Annotated in this window: 22 protein-coding genes; 9 read left to right on the top strand and 13 right to left on the bottom strand. The window is 58.3% G+C overall.

Annotation, left to right across the window (positions count from 1 at the left end; all coding sequences use genetic code 11):
* Positions 1–143 precede the first annotated feature (143 nt).
* The 5 genes from ACMG4N_RS07965 to ACMG4N_RS07945 form a co-directional block, all read right to left on the bottom strand.
* On the bottom strand, positions 144–911 hold the full coding sequence (locus ACMG4N_RS07965) for a sulfite exporter TauE/SafE family protein (RefSeq protein WP_035246462.1): 768 nt from the start codon (positions 909–911) through the stop codon (positions 144–146).
* A gap of 228 nt (positions 912–1,139) precedes the next feature.
* Positions 1,140–1,607, bottom strand: a complete 468-nt coding sequence (locus ACMG4N_RS07960; protein ID WP_414433258.1) for a regulatory protein RecX — start codon at positions 1,605–1,607, stop codon at positions 1,140–1,142.
* Positions 1,600–2,637 (bottom strand): recombinase RecA, encoded by a 1,038-nt coding sequence (gene recA, locus ACMG4N_RS07955; RefSeq protein WP_297766259.1) that lies wholly within the window; start codon positions 2,635–2,637, stop codon positions 1,600–1,602. Before recA ends, ACMG4N_RS07960 begins: the two co-directional genes overlap by 8 nt.
* Positions 2,638–2,908: 271 nt before the next feature.
* Positions 2,909–3,427 (bottom strand): CinA family protein, encoded by a 519-nt coding sequence (locus tag ACMG4N_RS07950; RefSeq protein WP_297766256.1) that lies wholly within the window; start codon positions 3,425–3,427, stop codon positions 2,909–2,911.
* Between the two features lie 72 nt (positions 3,428–3,499).
* Positions 3,500–4,852 (bottom strand): WS/DGAT/MGAT family O-acyltransferase, encoded by a 1,353-nt coding sequence (locus ACMG4N_RS07945; protein WP_297766253.1) that lies wholly within the window; start codon positions 4,850–4,852, stop codon positions 3,500–3,502.
* A 393-nt stretch (positions 4,853–5,245) separates the two neighbouring features.
* Between ACMG4N_RS07945 and rnk the strand changes: the two genes are divergently transcribed.
* Positions 5,246–5,626 carry a nucleoside diphosphate kinase regulator gene (gene rnk, locus ACMG4N_RS07940; protein ID WP_297766250.1) on the top strand — a complete coding sequence of 127 codons (381 nt, stop codon included), beginning with the start codon at positions 5,246–5,248 and terminating at the stop codon, positions 5,624–5,626.
* A gap of 72 nt (positions 5,627–5,698) precedes the next feature.
* On the top strand, positions 5,699–6,973 hold the full coding sequence (locus ACMG4N_RS07935; RefSeq protein ID WP_297766248.1) for a bifunctional O-acetylhomoserine aminocarboxypropyltransferase/cysteine synthase: 1,275 nt from the start codon (positions 5,699–5,701) through the stop codon (positions 6,971–6,973).
* Between the two features lie 81 nt (positions 6,974–7,054).
* On the opposite strand, the gene ACMG4N_RS07930 is transcribed toward ACMG4N_RS07935, so the two are convergent.
* Together ACMG4N_RS07930 and ACMG4N_RS07925 are read right to left on the bottom strand one after the other, a co-directional pair.
* Positions 7,055–7,528, bottom strand: a complete 474-nt coding sequence (locus ACMG4N_RS07930) for an NYN domain-containing protein (protein WP_297766245.1) — start codon at positions 7,526–7,528, stop codon at positions 7,055–7,057.
* Between the two features lie 135 nt (positions 7,529–7,663).
* Positions 7,664–8,569: a LysR family transcriptional regulator gene (locus ACMG4N_RS07925; RefSeq protein WP_297766242.1), complete on the bottom strand. Its 906-nt coding sequence runs from the start codon at positions 8,567–8,569 to the stop codon at positions 7,664–7,666.
* A gap of 113 nt (positions 8,570–8,682) precedes the next feature.
* On the opposite strand from ACMG4N_RS07925, the gene ACMG4N_RS07920 reads away from it, so the two are divergent.
* The 4 genes from ACMG4N_RS07920 (at position 8,683) to ACMG4N_RS07905 (ending at position 12,081) form a co-directional block, all read left to right on the top strand.
* Positions 8,683–9,549 carry a pirin family protein gene (locus ACMG4N_RS07920; RefSeq protein WP_414433257.1) on the top strand — a complete coding sequence of 289 codons (867 nt, stop codon included), beginning with the start codon at positions 8,683–8,685 and terminating at the stop codon, positions 9,547–9,549.
* A gap of 75 nt (positions 9,550–9,624) precedes the next feature.
* Entirely contained in the window at positions 9,625–10,251 is a 627-nt protein-coding gene (gene ycaC / locus ACMG4N_RS07915) for an isochorismate family cysteine hydrolase YcaC (protein ID WP_297766237.1), read from the top strand.
* Between the two features lie 68 nt (positions 10,252–10,319).
* Entirely contained in the window at positions 10,320–11,522 is a 1,203-nt protein-coding gene (locus ACMG4N_RS07910; RefSeq protein WP_297766234.1) for a low temperature requirement protein A, read from the top strand.
* A 103-nt stretch (positions 11,523–11,625) separates the two neighbouring features.
* Positions 11,626–12,081, top strand: coding sequence for an AtaL-like protein (locus tag ACMG4N_RS07905; protein ID WP_297766231.1), 456 nt, complete (start codon positions 11,626–11,628; stop codon positions 12,079–12,081).
* A 16-nt stretch (positions 12,082–12,097) separates the two neighbouring features.
* Here ACMG4N_RS07905 and ACMG4N_RS07900 read toward each other — a convergent pair whose 3' ends face one another.
* Positions 12,098–12,913: an SDR family NAD(P)-dependent oxidoreductase gene (locus ACMG4N_RS07900; protein ID WP_297766228.1), complete on the bottom strand. Its 816-nt coding sequence runs from the start codon at positions 12,911–12,913 to the stop codon at positions 12,098–12,100.
* Between the two features lie 13 nt (positions 12,914–12,926).
* Positions 12,927–13,598, bottom strand: a complete 672-nt coding sequence (locus tag ACMG4N_RS07895) for a hypothetical protein (protein WP_297766226.1) — start codon at positions 13,596–13,598, stop codon at positions 12,927–12,929.
* A 151-nt stretch (positions 13,599–13,749) separates the two neighbouring features.
* On the opposite strand from ACMG4N_RS07895, the gene ACMG4N_RS07890 reads away from it, so the two are divergent.
* The 3 genes from ACMG4N_RS07890 (at position 13,750) to fdxA (ending at position 17,896) form a co-directional block, all read left to right on the top strand.
* Positions 13,750–14,454: a TetR/AcrR family transcriptional regulator gene (locus tag ACMG4N_RS07890; RefSeq protein ID WP_297766224.1), complete on the top strand. Its 705-nt coding sequence runs from the start codon at positions 13,750–13,752 to the stop codon at positions 14,452–14,454.
* A 220-nt stretch (positions 14,455–14,674) separates the two neighbouring features.
* Entirely contained in the window at positions 14,675–17,218 is a 2,544-nt protein-coding gene (gene mutS, locus ACMG4N_RS07885) for a DNA mismatch repair protein MutS (RefSeq protein WP_414433309.1), read from the top strand.
* 342 nt (positions 17,219–17,560) lie between these two features.
* Positions 17,561–17,896 (top strand): ferredoxin FdxA, encoded by a 336-nt coding sequence (gene fdxA, locus ACMG4N_RS07880; protein ID WP_272961721.1) that lies wholly within the window; start codon positions 17,561–17,563, stop codon positions 17,894–17,896.
* 646 nt (positions 17,897–18,542) lie between these two features.
* Here fdxA and ACMG4N_RS07875 read toward each other — a convergent pair.
* From ACMG4N_RS07875 to arsS, 4 genes are all read right to left on the bottom strand, one after another.
* Complete coding sequence (locus ACMG4N_RS07875; protein ID WP_297770872.1) at positions 18,543–18,881, bottom strand: Hpt domain-containing protein; 339 nt, start codon at positions 18,879–18,881, stop codon at positions 18,543–18,545.
* 149 nt (positions 18,882–19,030) lie between these two features.
* Positions 19,031–19,675: a TIGR04282 family arsenosugar biosynthesis glycosyltransferase gene (locus ACMG4N_RS07870; RefSeq protein WP_297770870.1), complete on the bottom strand. Its 645-nt coding sequence runs from the start codon at positions 19,673–19,675 to the stop codon at positions 19,031–19,033.
* Positions 19,662–20,351, bottom strand: a complete 690-nt coding sequence (locus ACMG4N_RS07865; RefSeq protein WP_297770867.1) for a TIGR04283 family arsenosugar biosynthesis glycosyltransferase — start codon at positions 20,349–20,351, stop codon at positions 19,662–19,664. The genes ACMG4N_RS07870 and ACMG4N_RS07865 overlap by 14 nt, the downstream gene beginning before the upstream one ends.
* Complete coding sequence (gene arsS, locus ACMG4N_RS07860) at positions 20,348–21,307, bottom strand: arsenosugar biosynthesis radical SAM (seleno)protein ArsS (protein WP_297770865.1); 960 nt, start codon at positions 21,305–21,307, stop codon at positions 20,348–20,350. Before arsS ends, ACMG4N_RS07865 begins: the two co-directional genes overlap by 4 nt.
* Positions 21,308–21,448 lie beyond the last annotated feature (141 nt).

Below are 21,448 nucleotides of genomic sequence, written 5' to 3'. Positions count from 1 at the left end.
CGCCGAGTATACCGCCCCCAAGGCCCGGTTGCGATGGTTCAGTAAGCTGCGAGCTACTAGCTTCTAGCTTCGAGAACAACCCGAAACAAAAGGCCCTCCTTCTTTAATCTAACAGCCAGAAGCTAGCAGCTCGTAGCTCGTTTCTAGCCCTTGATCGCCGCCGCCAGGCACACCGCCAGCACCATCACCAGCAGAATTCGCTTGAGCACTGTCGGGGAGACCCGGTGAGCGAAGCCCACCCCCAGACGAACACCGAGCAGGGTGCCGGCGGCCACCAGCAGGCCCGGTAGCCAGGCCACCTGGTCGCGGGCCACAAAAATGCCCAGGGCCAGCACAGTAAAGCTGCCGGTAATGGCAAGCTTCAGGGCATTGCCTCGCAGCATGTCATAGCGAAGCTGCCCCACCAGCACGGCGATCAGAACAAAACCCACCCCCGCCTGTACAAAGCCACCGTAGGCACCGCAGAAAAACAGCCCCAGCCAGCCAGCAACAGAATCATTGGGTTGAAGTGGCAGCTCGTCCGCTGCCGGCGACAGTTGATTGGGTTTGAACACCATGATCAGGGCCACCACCACCAGGGTAGTGAGCAGTACCGGCTTGAGAATGGACTCCGGCAGATAGGACGCCGCCAGGGTGCCTACCAGGGTCCCCAGCAGGCAGGGCACCAGAATCGCCGGCAGCGGCTTGAACGGCATGGTGCCGCGCTTGTTGAACTGGCGCACCGCCTCCACGCTTTGTATCAGCACCCCCACGCGCATGGTGCCGTTGGCCAACGCCGCGCTCATACCGCTGAGCATCAGCAGCGGCAGGATCAGCAGCCCCCCGCCACCGGCCAGGGTGTTGATAAAACCCGCCAATACACCGGCACCCAGCATGGCTGCCGCCAACCAGGGATCAGACAGGTATTCCATGAGAAGTCTCACACAAGCCGCAAAAGCGCAGGATACGCTGTGAACCGGATTCGAACCAAGCAGGAAATTTCTGTGGGACTTGCGGCGTACCGAAGAAGCTCTCTCTATGAAGGAAGATCGCTGGAGCCTTGCTGGCAAGACGAATCATCGGGGTAATGCCCCCCTCCGCTTCGCGAACTGAGCGGCAACGGCGAATTAGAGGATACGGATTGTGGGTTGAGGAGCGGACTACAGATCGTCGTCCGGAGGACAGTCCAGTGCAGCAAAACTTTGTTCGGCATCGAAGCCACGCTGTTGCAGGAAACGTAGCTGACGCGCTTTTTCTTTCTGGTCCTTGCCCGGGTACTGGCGAAAGCGCCGGGCACGCACGTCCCGAGCCAGCGCGAACCAGTCCACTTCGGCCTCTGCCAGGGCCTGGGCGATCAGCTCGTTATCCACGCCCTTCAGTTGTAGTTCCTGGCGGATTCGCAGGGCGCCCTGCCCCCGGTCGATGCGCGAACGCACAAAAAAACCGGCAAAGCGCCGGTCATCGATAAAGCCATGCTCCTCACACCAGGCCATCACCGCAGGCAGTGCTGCCTGCTCACCGAGCTTGCGGTACAGCTTGGTTTCCAGCTCCCGGCGGGCATGATCCCGACTCGCCAGCAGGCTGACAGCCCGCTGGCGCAGTTCGGATTCAGTGAGCGGTTCACTCATTGCCGGCTTCGGCTTCCTCTTCCTTGGCAGCGGGTGCCTCAGTGGGATCAGGCAGCAAGCGGGCACGGATTTCCTGCTCGATTTCCTCGGCGATGGCCGGGTTCTCACGCAGGAATTCGCAGGCGTTCTGCTTGCCCTGGCCAATCTTGTCGCCCTTGTAGGCATACCAGGCACCGGATTTGTCCACCAGACCCTGCTGCACACCCAGGTCCAGCACTTCACCCAGCTGATTGATGCCCTGGCCGTACAGAATCTGGAATTCGGCCTGACGGAACGGCGGCGATACCTTGTTCTTCACCACCTTCACGCGGGTTTCGTTACCGGTGACTTCGTCACCCTGCTTCACCGCACCGATACGACGGATATCCAGGCGCACGGAGGAGTAGAACTTGAGGGCGTTACCCCCGGTGGTGGTTTCCGGGTTACCGAACATCACACCGATCTTCATGCGGATCTGGTTGATGAACACCACCAGGGTATTGGCATTTTTCACATTGCCGGTGATCTTGCGCAGCGCCTGGCTCATCAGACGAGCCTGCAGGCCCACATGGGTGTCGCCCATTTCGCCTTCAATTTCCGCCTTGGGCACCAGCGCCGCCACGGAATCGACGATCACCACGTCCACAGCGCCGGAGCGCACCAGCATGTCGGTAATTTCCAGGGCCTGCTCACCGGTATCCGGCTGAGACACGATCAAGTCATCCACGTTGACGCCCAGCTTCTCGGCGTAGTCAGGATCCAGGGCGTGTTCCGCATCCACAAAGGCGCAGGTGGCGCCTTTTTTCTGCGCCTGGGCAATCACGCTGAGGGTGAGGGTGGTTTTACCGGAGGATTCCGGGCCATAGATTTCCACGATACGGCCTTTCGGGAGCCCGCCGATGCCCAGAGCAATATCCAGCCCCAGAGAGCCGGTGGAAATGGACGGCATGCGCTCGCGCTTGCGATCGCCCATGCGCATGACAGAACCCTTGCCGAATTGACGCTCAATCTGTGACAGCGCCGCGGACAGCGCCTTACCTTTATCGCTCATGTGACCCCTCTCCGTTAACTGGTGCGTCATTCATTGACGGCGACCGTATTGTGCCTTGCCAGATCTGACCTTTTAGTCAGCACTGACAATATGGACAGTATTATGAGCAGCTATGGCGGCTCATTGCAACCCCGGCAGCCCGGGGCTAATTGCAGGCTGATACGCGGTTAACGTCATCAGTGCGGTAAGCGGTTGATTTTTAATGCTTCCTCCCTTGCTAACAGCATCAACAACGCATGGCAAGGGAGGCGTGAAAGGCATAAACCGGCTTTCAATAGCCGGTGGATGGGAACGATTGTGGCGACTTCAGGCGCGCATTCAAGCCCCGAATGGCTTCCAGGATGGTCTGCTGACGGACGGCATCCCGATCACCCTGAAACTGGAAACAGTGCGCGTCGGCATGACCACTCGAGTGACCCCAGGCTATCCAGACCGTGCCCACGGGCTTGTCCGGGGTACCGCCTTGCGGGCCAGCGATGCCGGTCACGGCCATACTCACCTGCCCGCGGGAATGGCGAACGGCACCGAGCGCCATCTCCAGCGCCGTCTCTTCACTGACCGCACCGGTGCGTTCCAGAGTCGCTGCCTGCACCCCCAGCATGTCCTGCTTGGCGTCATTGGAATAGCTCACAAAGCCCCGCTCGAACCAGCGGGAGGAGCCGGCAAGGGCCGTCAGCATCTGGGCAATGCCGCCGCCGGTACAGGATTCAGCGGTAACCACCATCAGCGATTGCTGGATCAGCTGTTCGGCCAATTGCTGCACGGCCTGGGCGATGTCGTCGTGATGCACTGTGTCTCCGGGAATATCCTCTCAGGGAGCCTGCAAGATACCACTGCCACACAGCACCGCCCAACAAACCGGTTATTCCAGCTCGGCCAGCGAGGCCTCGAAATAGTCCAGGAAACGTTGAATATGCGGCAAGGTAACGCGGCAACCAATAACGCCGAATTCCAGGCTGTCCTTGTAACTCACCACAGTGATATTCAGCGCATAGCCATGCAGTACCAGCGACACCGGGTAGGACGCCAGCAACTCCGCGCCGTTGAAATACAAGGTCTCTTTGGGCCCTGGCACATTGGAGATAACCAGATTGAACATGGGGCTGACCCGCCCGGACAAGCCGGTCACCTGCCCCAACGAAAGCGGCATATTGGTCATCACCGTATAGGCGTCGATATCCGACTTCGGCATCTCGCCAAGACGGGTTTTCACCGCCTGCATGGATTCCTGAATGGCGACCAGCCGTCCCAACGGGCTGGCAATGTGGGTGGCCAGGCTCACCTGTACCGTGGTGATGGCATTGCCACCGCCTTCCGCCTGATCCGCACTGCGCAGGGACACGGGCACCTGGGCCACCAGCGGTTCCGCAGGGAGCGCATCCAGTGATTCCAGATAACGGCGCAAGGCGCCGCCGCACATGGCCAGAAAAATATCGTTGACGGTGCCGTTGTGTTGTTTCGCTGCTGCCTTGATCCGCGACAGGGACCAGGACTGGGCGGCAAACCGGCGAGCACCGGTGACGCGGCAGTTGAGCTGGGTCTTGGGAGCACGATAGATCGTTTTTACGTTACTTTCTTTGGGCAGGCGCAGCAGATCCACCAATTGCCCGGCGCCACGACGCACACTGCCAACGCCATCCAGCACGCCAGCCTTGGCGGCCACGGCCACGTTTTTCTTGCGCGGCTTCTTACGATTATCCCACTCCCCGGACCAGGGTGCGGGTAAACGCTCATCGGCACTGCTGGCCATCCGCGACTGCATCAGATGCATGCCCGCCATGCCATCCACCATGGAATGATGCAACTTGGTGTAAAGGGCGAAGCGGTTGCCCTCCAGCCCTTCGATCAGATAGCTCTCCCATAGAGGACGACTCGGGTCCAACCGCTGAGCATGCAGACGGGAGACCAACGCCAGCAATTCACGCACCCGCCCCGGGCGCGGCAACGCTGAATGGCGTACGTGGTAATCGATATCAAAATTCTTGTCATCCACCCAGGCTGCATCCAGCCGACCTGGCAAGCGGGACTGGATCTTCTGGCTGAAGGGCCGGCACACACCGTCCACTTCCACCATGTAGCGGTAAACGCTTTCCATATAATCGCTGGGGGCATCCTCCGGCACCGCAAACAGGGCCAGCCCGCCCACGTGCATGGGAGTTTCCCGGGTTTCCATCATCAACCAGCCGGAATCCATAATGGATAATTTTCGCGCCATCCCGATCTCCTTGTTGTTATACGCCACAGGCAAGGTTCATCCTGCGGGAGAAATCTGCCAATAGCCAAATCATCCATATTCAAGACAAAACAGCATTATGAGATTCGTTGCTTTTGGTTATTGGCCAGGGCACAGCCGTTTTCTTATTCGACGCCAACCATCCCGGCACTTTGAGATCACTGGACAAAATATCCGGCTCTGCTAATCTCGCATCATGAACCCGGTTCGCACAGTAATTAATGTCTCCGACGGCCCAGCCCCGTCCCGCACAGCCAGCGCTTTCGCCCAGGTTGCGAGCATCCCTGCCTTTCTCTCCTGACGCCGAACACCCGACGGAAACCGGGGGTTCGGCGCCCCCGGCAAACACACCCTTAACACCGTCAGGAGAACACCATGAATACGCTACCCCCAATCACCGTCAGCACCACTGACCGTGATCGCCTTTTTGCCGTGCTGGATAACTTCAAAGGGGAGTCGGACCAGATCGATTATCTTTACGATGAGTTGGCCCGTGCCCATATTGTTGAGGCTGATGCCATGACGGACGATGTAGTGACGCTGGGTAGCCGCCTGCGTTTTCGTAACGAGGCCACCGGCAAGGAACACGAACGGGTACTGACTCTGCCCCACGAAGCACAGTCAGTCAGCGACGCCATATCCATTCTCACCCCTGCCGGAGCGGCGCTGCTGGGCCTGAAGGTGGGTGACAACATTCAGTGGCCGCTTCAGGGGCATTTTCTGCGCTTGCGTTTGCTGACTGTGAGCCGCAGATAAACCCGGATAAGCCTTCAACAGTTTGATACTCTCTGAAACTGATTCACCTATACAACAACACAAGGACCGCTCATGAAGATGGAAACCCTTGCCGTGCGTGCCGGCTTTCACGTGGACCCCACCACCAAGGCGGTGGTAACACCGATCTACCAGACCACGTCCTATGCCTTCGACAATACCCAGCATGGTGCGGATCTGTTTGACCTGAAGGTGCCCGGGAATATTTATACCCGCATCATGAACCCCACCAATGCAGTGCTCGAAGAGCGGGTCGCAGCCATGGAAGGGGGCGTGGGTGCCCTGGCCGTCGCCTCCGGCATGGCCGCCATCGAATACGCGCTGGAAACCATTACCGAAGTGGGCGACAACATCGTCACTACCAGCAAACTCTACGGTGGCACCTACAACTTCTTTGCCCACAGTCTGCCGCGCCGTGGCATTGAAGCCCGCTTTGTCAGCCATGATGATTTTACTGCCCTTGCCGCCGCCATTGACGACAACACCAAGGCCGTCTTCTGTGAGTCCGTTGGCAACCCCGCCGGCAACATCGTCGACATTGCCCGCCTGGCCGAGGTGGCGCACCAGGCCGGCGTGCCACTGATCGTCGACAATACCGTCGCCACGCCCTACCTGTGGCGGCCTATCGAGCATGGCGCGGATATCGTGGTCCACTCGCTGACCAAATACATGGGCGGACACGGCAACTCCGTGGCCGGGGTGATTGTGGATTCCGGGAAATTCCCCTGGACCAAACACAAGGAGCGCTTCCGGGTGCTGAATGAACCGGATCCGTCCTACCACGGTGTGGTCTATACCGAAGCCCTGGGCGAAGCCGCCTTCATCGGCCGTGCCCGGGTGGCGCCATTACGCAACACCGGCGCGGCCCTGAGCCCGTTCAACACCTTCCTGGTCCTGCAAGGGATTGAAACCCTGCCGCTGCGCATGGACCGCCACTGTGAAAACGCCCAGAAAGTCGCCGAGTTCCTGCGCGACCATCCCCAGGTCAACTGGGTGAACTACGCAGGCCTGCCGGAAAGCCCGGATCACGAACTGGCGAAGCGATATATGAACGGCCGCGCGTCCGGCATTCTCAGTTTCGGTATTGAGGGCGGTCAGGAAGCCGGTGCCCGTTTCATTGATGCCCTGGAACTGATCCTGCGGTTGGTGAATATTGGCGATGCCCGCTCCCTGGCCTGCCACCCCGCCTCCACCACCCACCGTCAGCTGGATGACAAGGAACTGGCCAACGCCGGCGTCAGCCGCGAGATGGTGCGCCTGTCCATCGGCATCGAGCACATTGACGATATCCTGGCAGACATCAGCCAGGCCCTGGACGCGGCACGCTGAGACGTTTGCGCGAGAGCAGGACAATGCCCTGCTCTCGCCCCTCAACCTGTTTTCTTGCCCCGCTTGCTGAACAATCCGTCCCTACAACAACTGGGCGTTCCCAATCGGGTGGTACACCGAGGCGCTATCAATCAGGGACCGGGCGGTCAGTGATTCGACCCCATAGACCTCCGTTCGCACGCCAGGGTCTACGTTGATGCGCTCCAGCAGCACATCAAAATCACCATCACCGGATAGCAACACCACGGTGTCCACCTGCGGCGCCAGGGTCATCACATCCACGGCGATACCCACATCCCAGTCGCCCTTGCTGGAACCATCGCTGCGCTGAATATAGGGCTTCAACTTTACCGTGAAACCGATGTACTTGAGGGCATCCTGGAATTTTGTCTGCCCGTCATCGCCGCGGTGGGTGGCATAGGCGATGGCATGAACAATATCGCCCTGCTCAGACAGCTGTTTCCACAGACCGCGATAATTGAACTGTCGGCCAAATGCCTGGCGGGTGGTGTAGTAAATATTTTGAACGTCGGCGAAAACCGCGATGCGGGGCATAAGATTGTTCCGGGTTGCTGTTTTTGGATACAAGCAGGTTTTTCAGAGCGCACCAGACTGATCAATCCGCACCGTATAACCCGTTAATTGAATCACGCTCCATTCATGCATAGCTGGTTTTTTCAGACAAGGTCACTACTCCTCGTCGAAAGAGGCATAATATTTCTCCAGCTCTTCAATCAAGGTTCGCACTGCCGGCAACAAGCCCCGGCGACAGGGATAAACCACATGGATGATATCCCGATGGGGCTGCCACTCAGGAAGCAGCCTGACCAGTTCACCCCGGTCAAGCTGATCCTGAACCGCCAGGATCGGTAACTGGACCGCGCCAACCCCTGCCAGTGCCACACGCCGCAGGGCGATCATATCGTCGGTTACCAGTTTGGGCTGATGATTGATGGTTGCCTTGCTGTTTTCCGGACCATTGAGAACCCAGCGGTGTTCGGACTGCGCGCTGCTAAGACTGATGCTGGGCCAGTCATGAAGATCTGCCGGTGACGCGGGTATGCCATATTTGTCTATCAGCGCAGGGCTGGCAACCAATGCCAGGCCACGATCCGAAAGCACCTTCAACTCCAGATCCTTGGCCTGCAACGGCGGCGGACGCACGCGAATGGCAACATCGATCCCTTCATTCAGCACGTCGACCCGGCGATTGGTTGCCTCAAGGTAAACAGTGATCTTCGGGTAGCGCGCCATCAGATCCGAGAGAAAGTCACCGATATGCACATGTAGCAGTGTTATCGGGCAGGTCATTCGAATCACCCCGCGAGGCTCGGACTGGACGCTGTCGATTGCCTCCTGGGCGGCTTCCGCTTCCACCAGCATGGCCTTGCAGTGGTCGTAGTAGGTTTCACCAATCTCCGTGATGGAAAACCGCCGGGTCGAACGGTTTATCAGCCGCACCCCGAGACGCTCTTCCAGGGCCGCCACGCGACGACTGAGCTTGGACTTCGGCACACCTGTCGCCCGACTGGCCGGGGCAAACCCACCGTGTGCGACAGACTGGGCGAAGTAGTAAAGATCGTTAAGATTTTGCATAAGCGGCTATCACCGTCTCATTTATGGAACGCTATAAGGCTTTTTTGCCTACTACACAAAGCAATGTTCCATAAATACTATCCAATAAACACTCCTCAGATAAGCGGATAGCAATGAAACACGTCCTTGGCATTTACTCCGCCCCCAACCCCCACTGGGTGGGTGACGGCTTTCCGGTGCGCTCCCTGTTTTCCTACGACAGTCACGGCAAGCAGCTAAGTCCGTTTCTGTTGCTGGACTATGCCGGCCCGGCGCACTTCCCGCCTGCCAGCAAGCCAAGAGGGGTCGGCCAGCACCCCCATCGCGGTTTCGAGACAGTCACCATTGTCTACAAGGGCGAGGTTGCCCATCAGGATTCCAGCGGCGGCGGCGGTCTTATCGGGCCCGGTGATGTTCAGTGGATGACTGCCGGCGCAGGCATCGTCCACGAAGAGTTTCATTCCGCAGGCTTCACCCAATCCGGCGGCGAGCTGGAAATGGTTCAGCTCTGGGTGAATCTTCCCGCCCGCGACAAGATGACTCCCCCGCGCTATCAGGCCATCACCGACCAGGATATTCCCGCCATACCACTGGCTAACCAGGCCGGCACACTCCGGGTCATTGCCGGGGACTTTGAAAATCACCGCGGACCGGCACAGACATTCACCCCCATGCATGTCTGGGACATCGCCCTGGCAGTTAACGGCATTTGTGAATTGGAAGTGCCGGAAGACTGGCATACCGCCGTGGTCGTCCTCAATGGAACCGTACAGCTCAATAGCAACACGGTGATGCGTGATGCACAGATGGCCGTGCTGGGCCCCAAAGGCCAGCACCTCTGCCTGGAAGCCAACGGTGAAGCCCGGGTGCTGCTGCTAAGCGGCGAGCCAATTGACGAGCCCATCGTCGGCTATGGCCCCTTCGTCATGAACAGTCAGCAAGAAATCAGAGAGGCCATCAGCGACTTTCAACGCGGCACCTTTGGAAGAATTGATAACTGAGAGTTTCTCGCCACAGCTATGGCGAAATAACCGGGGGCGCTACTACGCACCCTTCATTTACCAAGGAGACAAATCATGGGTAAGCAATACAACCGCCTTCGCAAAGATGACGCTGCCGTTCTGCTGGTCGACCACCAGGCCGGCCTGCTGTCACTGGTGCGCGATATTGATCCGGACAAGTTCAAGAACAACGTGCTGGCACTAGCGGACCTGGCCAAGTACTTCAACCTGCCAACCATTCTCACCACCAGCTTTGAAGATGGCCCCAACGGCCCACTGGTACCGGAGCTGAAGGAAATTTTCCCCGATGCCCCCTACATCGCCCGCCCGGGTCAGATCAACGCCTGGGACAACGAAGACTTCGTCAACGCCGTTAAAGCAACCGGCAAGAAACAGCTGATCATTGCTGGTGTTGTGACCGAGGTTTGTGTGGCCTTCCCGGCACTGTCAGCCCTGGAAGAAGACTTTGAAGTCTTTATCGTGACCGATGCGTCCGGCACCTTTAACCCGATGACCCGCGATGCGGCCTGGACCCGCATGACCGACGCCGGCGCACAGCTGATGACCTGGTTCGGTACTGCCTGCGAGCTGCACCGTGACTGGCGCAATGATATCGAAGGGCTCGGCAGCCTGTTCTCAAACCACATTCCCGATTACCGCAACCTGATGACCAGCTACTTTACTCTCACTGAAGGCAAGTAATAGCCTTATGGGGCTTCACCCTGTGAAGCCCCATTTTCCTTTTGTTTGACTGATCTGATGAGAAAGACATGCCTCAATCCGCACTGACCAACTTGTTCAGAGTCAAAGGGGGACACAACGAACACAAGGTGTCTTTCTCGGAACTCTTCTTCGACCTTGTTTTCGTTTACGCCATCACGCAAACCGCTCATCTTCTCATTAACCACTTCACACCCTATGGTGCATTCCAGTCACTTCTCATCCTGATGGCGGTGTGGTGGGCATGGGTATTTACCACCTGGGTCACCAACTGGCTGGATCCGGAAACGGTACCTGTCAGGCTAATGCTTTTTGCGTTAATGCTACTGGCAATGGTGGCCTCCATTGCCATTCCGAAAGCATTTGGCGAGCACGGGCTATTATTTGCCTGCGCCTACATCACTCTGCAATTGGGCCGCACTATCTTTATGTGCCTGAGCAGCCGAAAAGCCGCCCCGCAGTTACATAATGATTTCCTGCGAATGACCCTGTGGTTTGCCCTTGCCGCCATTTTCTGGATCATCGGCGCCGTTCAGGAGGGAGAGACACGCACACTCTGGTGGGCGTTGGCACTGACGGTTGAGTATCTGTCGGCATCACTCTCCTTTTATGTGCCCGGTATGGGCCGATCCGACAGCCGCAAATGGAATATTTCCGGAGCCCACATGGCTGAACGATGTGGCCTGCTGATCATTATCGCCCTGGGTGAGTCGTTGCTTGTGACAGGGAATACCTTTTCTCATACCGACTGGAGTGTTGCCACAACCACCGCCTTTATTTCTGCCTTTATCGCCACCGTTGCCATGTGGTGGATCTACTTCAGTCTTAGCGCGGAAAGAGCCAGCCACCGTATCACCAACAGCGAAACATCCGGACACATGGGAAGGCTGGTCTATACCTATGTGCATTTTCTGATTATCGCCAGCATTGTCATCGTCGCTGCCGCCGATGAATTCATCCTTGCCCATGCAACAGGCCATATTGGCACTGCCACACTGGTTGCTGCCATTGGCGGCCCTGCCCTCTATCTGGTGGCCAACATTCTGTTCAAAACACTGATATTCAATAGCCACCCTTTATCCCACTATGTTGGCCTTAGCCTTCTCGCCGCCCTGATCCCACTTTCCTCCTTCATCTCCCCCGTCATACTGGCCATACTGACCACATCAGTCCTGGTACTGGTCGCCACGTGGGAGACGGTCGTCGTGATACGTAATGAGTCGAATAGCGATGATGCCGAGCGTGCGAATTAGAGCCACTGCATGGTTCTACACTTTCTACCAGGAGCTCTCATCATCAGCCCCTGCATTTTGCAGTGATTTCATGGCGACCTCATGCATATAAAGAGGAACAACAATGCAGTTTGAACACATAATCCAGGTCAATGACCCTGCAGAAAATGACCTGCCGATCTTGTCCAGAGCACAGCTTTGGCAGGGGCTGGTACTAAGAGCCAAAGAACCAAACCTTTTCCTGGTCGGCCTCGACACCTATCGCATTGTGGAAGACAACGATAACTACATGAGGCGCTGTCTTGAGCTACCAGGATTGACCGTTAACGACGAAGTATGGCTGACGCCAGAAGAACGGATTGAGTACAAAATCACACCGACACAAAGCACTCCCGGCGGCACCCTGGAAATGCTGATTGAGGAACCGGAGCCCCACGCTCTGTTTGTCCGCTTCAAATACTGCTCCCTGTATCTCAACGATATGGATGACGCACTGCCCTACGACCTTTTTGCCCAACAGGCCTATGTGGCAACGGATATCGAGACGATCGCCATCATCCGCAATCTGTCTCTCAATTAGTCTGGTTTTCTGCCGATCAGGAGCGAGACACCCGTTCCTGATATTTTCGGGTCTGCGCATTATCCGGAGCGATGCGCTCCTGTGCCCCTACCATTCGCTTGATCCAGTTACCCAGCCGTTCCGGCAGGGCCTGCTCGATGGTGCCAATGGGAAACAGCCATTTCGGCATTGTCACTTCCGGCTCACCATGAAGGCACGACGCAATGACTTCTTCGGCGATCTCGGACGGCATGGCCTTGGGAATACCACGGATATTCATGCCAGCGGTCAAATCCGTATCGACTGCGGACGGCATCAGGGTAGTGATCGACACGCCGGAACCGGCAATCTCTGCACGCACCGCCCGTGACAGGCTGGCCACCGCGAACTTGCTCGCCGTGTAAACGGCAGCTCCTGAGCAGGTCATCTTCCCCGCCATGGACGCCACATTGACAATGTGCCCATAACCCCGCTGCTGCATTTCCGGCAGCACAAGACGCATGCCGTTGATCACACCGCCCGTATTGATGGCCATTTCCCGGTGCAGTGATGCCAGGTCCAGATCGACAAACGCACCGGTACGCATGATTCCGGCGTTGTTCACCAGCAAATCCACCGGCCCCATTTCACGCGCCACATTCAGAAAATTTTCAAACGAATCGGCATCGGCTACATCCAGTTTTACCGCCCTGACACCGGTCAGAGACAACGCCACGGCTTGTGCCGCCTTCAGGTCAATGTCGCCGATAACCACGCGGGCCCCTTGATCGACCAGCGCCCTGACGGTGGCTTCACCTATCCCCCTGCCGCCGCCGGTGACACAGGCAACAGCACCCTTCAATGTGATAGACATAGATCGATGCTCCCTAGCCCACGAAAGGGTAACGAAGGGCGAAGTACCCCACGATGTCCCAACCATGCTTTGCTCTGAACACCACCCGGCCCAGAAAAACATCCGGCACGATTTCCACAATCTCGTCACGGACTTTCGGCAGAATCAGCGGGTTTTTAAAGGACGGTTCATCATACGTAATTGCACGGACCTGCAGATGGGGAGGCACCGGCGAGGTGTCTATGCAGTGGTGAAAATCGAACCCGAGTAACTCCTTGCCCTGCTTTTGCAACTTGTAGTGTGGCATGGCAATGCGGGCGGGAATGGCGGTCGAAGCGCTAACCCGGTTGTAACCGGTGCCGGTTGTCGGGTTGAAGGTTTTTCCTGTCCAGCCGATACGCCCCAGAAGCTGTCCCAGCCTGACCGCTCGGTCCAGCGTGCGCATCATGAACGAGCCGTGCAGATTCATCACCATACCCTCGGTATCACCATCCGGTGCTGGCGCCTCTCCTTTGCCCTGGGCAAACAGCAGGGGCAAGCGATAAAACTGTGACTCGTCCTGCAACTCCCTGAGCAACCCCCAGGCGGCCTTTTTCGCTGCATCGGGATGACTTCTGGCCTGGGCTCTCAACTGTGTAAGACGTTGCTCGTCTGACAGCGGCGCCGGCACCGTGGATGCCTGTTTGAGCGTAGCGTGAGCTTGCATGTTGACTCCTCGAATCGGGTTGGTGGCTACAAATCATTCTTGGTACAACACTGTACCAAGAATAGAATCAGTGCAGCCAACAGGTCAAGACTGGCTTGCCCGATTTTCTTGCTGTTACCATAACCCCCTGATCAAACAGGAAATTTAGCCAATGACCCACCCCACGCGACCTTTTCAGGGCCAATCAGCGGAATCCCGCGTCCAGACTCGGCGCCAACAACTGCTGAGTCAGGCCTATGAAATCATCGCCACTGAGGGCGGGAGAAAACTCTCCATCCACAAGCTCTGCGCTCAGGCCGGGTTGAACAAACGCTACTTTTACGAAAGCTTCGACAGCCTTGATGCCATGGCCGCCGCGTTGATAGACGACCTGGCAGAGGAACTGATCGCAACCGGTCAGCACGCGGCGCTGACAGGCTGGCAGGAGGGCATGGACACCGCCACACTGGCCCGCCATGTGCTGGATCGCTGTATCGGCTGGATGGTGGACGAGCCTGCCCGAACCCGGTTGCTGTTTTCCTCGGCATCAGAGAATCCCCAGGCTCTTGAGCAACGCAAGATAGTGATCCGGAAAATGGCACAGGTGCTGTCCGCCTTCAGTATCCAGTACCACCAGGCGGGACAACCCCTGCCGATTGCTCATGTGGGCTCTGCCCTGCTGATTGGTGGCACCATCGAAGCAGTGATGACATGGCTCGACGACGATGTCGCCGTGAGCCGAGAGGAATTTGTCGAGGATATTGCCTGTTTCTGGGTTGCCGTTGGGGACAGCGCCGTTTCCCTTGCACGCAGCCGAGGGATTACGCCGACCTCAACGACAACTAACCCCGGCAGGGAGTCTAGCGACAGCGACTGACTCACTGATCACTTTGCTCATGGCGTACACGCCTTCACGGCCGCTACGCCTGCATGCTTGCCAAAATATTCTCGCAGCCGCCCTCAGCCAACAGACCAGGCAGCAGCGCACCCATGCCCCGATGATTCCTGCTGCCAATCCCTATATCATGCCTGCTTTCATCTGAGTCACTGATACCCCCGGAGGAAGCGTGAGCGCGGACTTGAGCCAACATACGCCGATGATGCAGCAATACCTGGCGATTAAGGCCGAACACCCGGACCAGCTGGTGTTCTACCGCATGGGGGATTTCTACGAGTTGTTCTTCGGCGATGCCCAGAAGGCCGCCCGCCTGCTGGATATCACCCTGACCCAGCGCGGTCAGAGCGCCGGCAAGCCGATTCCCATGGCGGGGATCCCCTACCATGCGGCGGAGAACTACCTGGCCAGGCTGGTGAAGCTGGGCGAATCCGTGGCGATTGCCGAGCAGATTGGTGACCCGGCGCTGGCCAAGGGGCCGGTGGAACGCAAGGTGGTTCGCATCGTCACCCCCGGCACGGTCAGTGACGAGGCATTGCTGGAAGAGCGACGCGACAATCTGCTGTGTGCCGTTTTCGACAACAACAACCAGTACGGTTGCGCCAGCCTGGATCTGGCCGCCGGACGCTTTGTGGTCACCCAGGTGGAAGGCGCCGAGCAATTGCAGGCGCTGCTGGAGCGCTGGTCACCGGCAGAGTTGTTGCTGAGCGAAGAGCATGGTTTGCCAGGCCGTTGGGCCGAGCGGCCAGGTACTCGCAAGCGCCCTGGTTGGGAGTTTGATGAGGACGCCGCTCGCCGTCAGCTGTGCCAGCAGTTTCAGGTGCAGGATCTGGCCGGTTTTGGCGAGCCGTCGTCGGTGGCAGTCGCCGCTGCCGGCGCCCTGCTGGGGTATGCCAAGGAAACCCAGCGCGGCGAGCTGCCCCATATTACCTCGCTGGCGGTGGAAAGCTTTGACGATGCGGTGGCCATGGATGCAGCCACCCGCCGTAACCTGGAGCTGACCGAAACCCTGGATGGCCAGGAACAGAACACCCTGGCCTGGGTGCTGGACAGCACCGAAACCGCCATGGGCGCGCGCCTGCTCAAACGCTGGGTGCACCAGCCCTTGCGTAACCGCACCACCCTCACCCAGCGCCAGGACCAGATCGACGCCCTGCGCCAGGGCTGGTGCTTCGAGTCCGCCCGCGATGTGCTCAATGACATCGGCGACATGGAACGAATTCTCGGCCGGGTGGCCTTGCGCTCCGCTCGCCCCCGCGACCTGACCCGCCTGCACGCCAGTCTCAAGGCCCTGCCGCCTTTGATCGGCACCCTGCCCGGCGCCGACTGTTTTTACGAACTGATCGAGCGTATCGGCCAATTCCCGAATCAGGTGGAATTACTGGGCACTGCAGTGATCGACAACCCGCCCATGCTGATCCGCGACGGCGGCGTGATTGCGCCGGGCTATAGCGAAGAGCTGGACGAGCTGCGCTCCATCAGCGAAAACGCCGGCGCCATTCTGGTGGACATCGAAACCCGGGAACGCGAACGCACTCAGCTTTCCACGTTGCGGGTGAAGTACAACCGGGTACATGGCTATTACATCGAGCTGTCACGGCGGGAATCCGACCAAGCGCCGGCGGATTATCAGCGCCGCCAGACCCTGAAAAATGCTGAACGGTTTATTACCCCGGAACTGAAGGAATTCGAGGACAAGGCCCTGTCCGCCTCCAGCAAGGCACTGGCGCTGGAGAAGCGTCTCTACGAAGCATTGCTGGAAAAAGTGGCCGCCGACTTGCACGCCCTTCAACGTAGTGCCGCCGCCGTGGCCGAGCTGGATGTGCTGGCCGCCCTGGCCGAGCGCGCCGAAGCGCTCAACTGGGTGCGCCCGCAGCTGGTGGACGACGACGCCATTATCGAAATCGTCGATGGCCGCCACCCGGTGGTAGAGCAGGTGCTGGACGATGCCTTTGTGCCCAACAGCCTGCACCTGGATGATGCCCGCCGCATGGTGATCATCACCGGCCCGAACATGGGGGGTAAGTCCACCTACATGCGCCAGACCGCCCTGATCGCCCTGCTCGCCCACCTGGGCAGCTGCGTGCCGGCGGCCAGCGCCCGCATCGGCAGCCTGGACCGGATCTTTACCCGCATCGGCTCCTCCGATGATCTGGCCGGTGGCCGCTCTACCTTTATGGTGGAAATGTCGGAAACCGCCAATATTCTCAATAACGCCACCGCCCACAGCCTGGTGCTGATGGACGAGATCGGCCGCGGCACCAGCACCTTCGATGGCCTGAGCCTGGCCTGGGCGGCAGCGGAACACCTGGCCCGTAACCTCAAGGCCTTCACCCTGTTCGCCACCCACTATTTCGAGCTGACCCAGCTGCCTGAACAGTTGCCCGGTATCTACAACGCCCACCTGACCGCCAGCGAGCACGATAACCGCATCGTGTTTCTGCACCGGGTACAGGAAGGCCCAGCCAGCCGCAGCTATGGCCTGCAGGTGGCACAACTGGCCGGGGTGCCACAGAGCGTGATCCATCAGGCCGGGGAAAAGCTCCGCGAACTGGAAGCCGGCAAACCGCTGGCACCCGCAGACCGCTCAACCCCAGCCGCCGCCACACCGTCAGCGGCCCCTGCCCAGGCCAGCCTGTTCGCAGAGCCCAGCGCCGTGGAGCATGCCCTCAAGGAACTGGACCCGGACGACCTGACCCCGAAGCAGGCGCTGGAGGCGCTGTACACGCTGAAAAAATTGCTCTGATCTCTCGCGGCCCCGTAGGAGCGCCGCTTGAGGCGCGAAGCACTCAGGTTCGAGTCAGGAGAAACGAAAAAGCTCCTTCCCACGGGGTTTTGCAACTCGCTTTCGTGGCTCGTATCTCCGTACAAAGCCCGGTTCGCGCCTCAAGCGGCGCTCCTACGAAGCCTGGCCACTGCGAACTGTCCTCTCCGGCCCTCTCGAGTTATTACCTTATATCAAGGCTTTGTTTGCCTGCCCTTGGTCATGTCGCTAGACTAGCGCCACCCCAAGCGAGACAGGCCCTACACTGTTATAATTAGCAGGCTGGCGCTGTACAAAGATCAAGACACCTGGCGAGGACAGGCTATGACGTTCGTAGTAGGTGAGAACTGCATTAACTGCAAGCACACCGATTGTGTAGAAGTATGCCCGGTAGACTGTTTCTACGAAGGCCCCAACTTCCTGGTTATCCACCCGGACGAGTGTATCGACTGTGCACTGTGTGAGCCGGAGTGCCCGGTTAACGCCATTTTCTCCGAGGATGAGCTGCCCGAAGGCGAGCAGGAATTCCTGGAGATCAATGCGGACCTGGCCGAGAAGTGGCCGAACATTACCGAAATGAAAGATGCACCGGACGATGCGGAAGAGTGGGACGGTGTGCCCAACAAGCGCGACAAGCTGGTTCGTGAGTGGGAAGGCTAAGGCCTTCCCCGCGGACCCGGTAGGCCATCTACCCCGGCTTTATCATTTCGCAGACAAAGAAAAAGGGCGGCATCCTGCCGCCCTTTTTTGCGTCGAGTCATCCTGACCCTTTTGCGCTCACCGCAACATCCTTGTGTGCTGTCCTTGCTTATCCCTGTGCCCATATCCCTGAACACGAATCCACTATATCAACGGCTCCTGGCCGTTTGGGTAAAATAAATATTAAAACTCTGCCTGAAAACTATCGGCCCAAAAGACAACTCTTTTAAATCAATCAGTTAGCTTTAGCCACCAGCTTTAAAGTAGTCGAAATCCACAGAAAAAGACTGCTTTTTCCTACAGCTTTGTAAGAGATCTCTTACAAGCCAGCTCCTCACTGACGCCGATTCAGGAAAAACAGCCAATCAAGCGCAACATGTGGATGCCAAAACGCGCCCATGTTTTTACATTTTCTCACCCGTTTTTACAGCACCAACAGGCGCTTACGGTTAGCATTGTTTCCATGAAGTGACGGGCAATCAGGCCCGAAAAACTTCAATCAGTATCCCCCCAAGGCGCTAGCAATAGCGCTCACAACCCCCCTCTTCCACCCCCCAAATTCGGAAGAGGGTTTTTTTTGTCTGAAAATCGTGAAACCAGGGACGGTTCAGATCTGGCGCAGTGCTTCACAGGCATGGTCGAAGGCGTCGCGCAATCGTGCCAGCAAGTCTGCAATCTGCCCCAGCTCTCCTTCTCTGGCCAGGCTTTCCAGCTGCATGCACAAATCGAACACGCGCACGGCCCCCAAGTTGCCGCTGCTGCCCTTGAAGCTGTGGGCCTGACGGCGCAGGGTTTCCTGGTCACCGGATGCGTACGCGGACTGCAGAGCCGCAAGACGTTGCGCTCCGTCACGATGAAAGGAATCGACCAGCATCTGGAAATCCTGGCCCATCACATCCTGTAGTTCTGAAACGACCTCGTCGTCGAGAATCGCTGAATCTTGCATACCGGCTCCGTCTTCCTTTACGGGGGTAACCCTAACCATTAATCATGAAATCTTATGTGGAATATCTCGAAAATCCAGAAAAAATTAGTAGCACGGTTTCAAATGGGGCATTGCGCCCCCGGGAAAGCCGGAAACCTCTGGGGATAGGCTTACTCAACCCCCTGTAGCATGGGCAACAAACCACAGGACTGCGCACGTTCCACGTCATCACGGGTATCCACATCCCATAGAACCGGTAAACGAACCACCCGTTCCGCCGGAAAACAGGCAACACTGTCGGCCAAGGCCTGCTCGCCGCCAAAACGGACACCCCGGAAACGCTGGGGGTGCCACAGAGCCTGGCTGGAACTACCGATCAACACATAGCCACCATCCTCGCTGGGACCAAATACCACCGGCGCCTTGTCCAGCGCCTGCAGGGCCTGCTCAAAGTAATCCTGGTCCAGTACCGCACAGTCACTGCCTACCAGTAACACCTGATCGGCCTGCGCCAGACCGCGACTCAAGGCCTGGGCCATTTTTTCCCCCAGGTCTTCACCCTGTTGCAGGTGGCAGGACCAACCGTTGCGTTCCGCCAGGGCCTGCAGCTCCGCATCGGCTTGATCCAGCCAAAGCTGCACCTGACCCGGAAAATCGCAGGCCGCGGCAATGGTGCGAGTCAACAGCAATCGATACAGCGTCAGGGCGCCCTCTTCACCGAAATCGGGGATCAATCGGGTTTTCACCCGACCGGCCTGCAACGCCCGGGCAAAGACAATCAGCAACGGCTGCGAAGCGCGCTCAGTGCTCGCCATAATAGTCCCGGTACAGTTGCTCGGGCTGGGCACCACGCCAGTAGCGATAGCGCAGGGACCACATCAGCCAGATGGTCGGCCAGGCCCCACGGGCTTCCCAGCGACGGCTGCTGGTGGTCAGTGCCGGACGCAGACAACGGGGGCGGCCCTGCTCTTTCTTCAACCGGCGGCTCAGGGCAATGTCCTCCATCAGGGGCTGATCTGGATAGCCTTCCAGTGCAGTAAAGATATCGCGGCGCACGAAGATACCCTGGTCTCCGGTGGCAATGCCGGAAAACCGGGAACGCGCATTGATCATGGCGCCGATGACGCGAAACAGAAAACGCCGGCCACTCAGGCGCACATCAAAACGGCCCCACCGGGCATTGACCGGCAAGCGCCCAAGTTGCTGACGGTGGCTACCATCAAGCTGCGTATCTGCATGGACAAACCACAGCCAGTCTCCACTGGCCTGACGGGCGCCAGCATTCATTTGCCGAGCACGCCCGGCGGCACTGAGAATCACCCTATCCGCCAGCTCGCGGGCAATCTCCACACTGCCATCCGTACTGCCACCATCAACCACCACCAGTTCATCACCGGCCTGCAGGGCATGACGGAGCATGGTCAGGGTAGCGGCCAGATGACCGGCTTCGTTACGCACCGGCACGATGACACTGACGGTAGTGTCGCTCACTCCAGGGCACCACTGCAGCTACTCCCCGCACCCGCAGTGCAGCCGAAACAATGGTCCGCCACATAGATAGGCTCGCCTTCCAGATCGTGATCCAGCAACCCGGACAGGTGCGGGTGGCCCTCATGGTGTCCCAGGGGCATATCCAGCATCTGGTTGAAGTCACAATCGTACAGGTAGCCCTGATAATCCACGCTCACCGTGGCCCGGCACATTACCGCCGGCAGGGTGTCGCGGTTGAAGCTGTCGCGCAGCAACTGCATGTAATCGTTGAACTGGTTATGGGCCAACAGCACAGCGCCGAAACGGCTGATGGGCATATTGGTGATGGTCAGCAGACTGTTGAAACGCAGCCCGAACCGTTCATCCAGCTCACGCTTGTAGTCTGCTTCCAGCACCTCTTGGGGTGGCGGCAGATTCGGGCCGGTGGGGTTGTAGACCAGATCCAGCAACAGTCCGTCACTGCCATAGCCCTGGGCATTAAGCCGGCGAATGGCCTCGATGCTGCCCTGGTACACCCCTTTGCCGCGCTGCGCATTCACATTCTCTTCCAGGTAACAGGGTAGTGATGCCACCACATGCACCCGGTTATCTGCCAGAAACTGCGGCAAATCCTCGTAACCCGGCTCCAGCAGAATGGTGAGATTGCAACGGTCGATGACTTCCACGTCCATGGCCCTGGCCTGCTCCACCAGATAACGGAAATGGGGGTTCATCTCCGGTGCGCCACCGGTGAGATCCAGCACCTGGATATCGCGCAAACGGATTACTTCTAGCACCATGTCCACGGTTGCCCGATCCATCAGCTCAGTTCGCGTGGGGCCTGCGTTCACATGGCAGTGAACGCAACTGAGATTGCACAGATACCCCAGGTTCACCTGCAAGATGGACGTAGCGTGCCGCCGCAACGGGGGGAAGTCAGTGCTGCTGCGCACCAATAAATCGTGGGTATCCTGCATATGTCACCTGTCTCCGTTTCCTCAATGCTAGCAATTGGATGCAGGCTTGTCGCAAAGGTTACGTGAACGATGCAAGCCCCAGGCAAGATGGTGGCAGTCCCAGAGTGTCATGTGGGTATTGGGGCTATTTTTGCGGCAACG

The organism is Alcanivorax sp. IL2 (assembly GCF_047495475.1).
Taxonomy (GTDB): Bacteria; Pseudomonadota; Gammaproteobacteria; order Pseudomonadales; family Alcanivoracaceae; genus Alcanivorax.
Note: the sequence above shows the minus strand (reverse complement) of the source record. Positions and strands in the feature narration are given on the sequence as shown.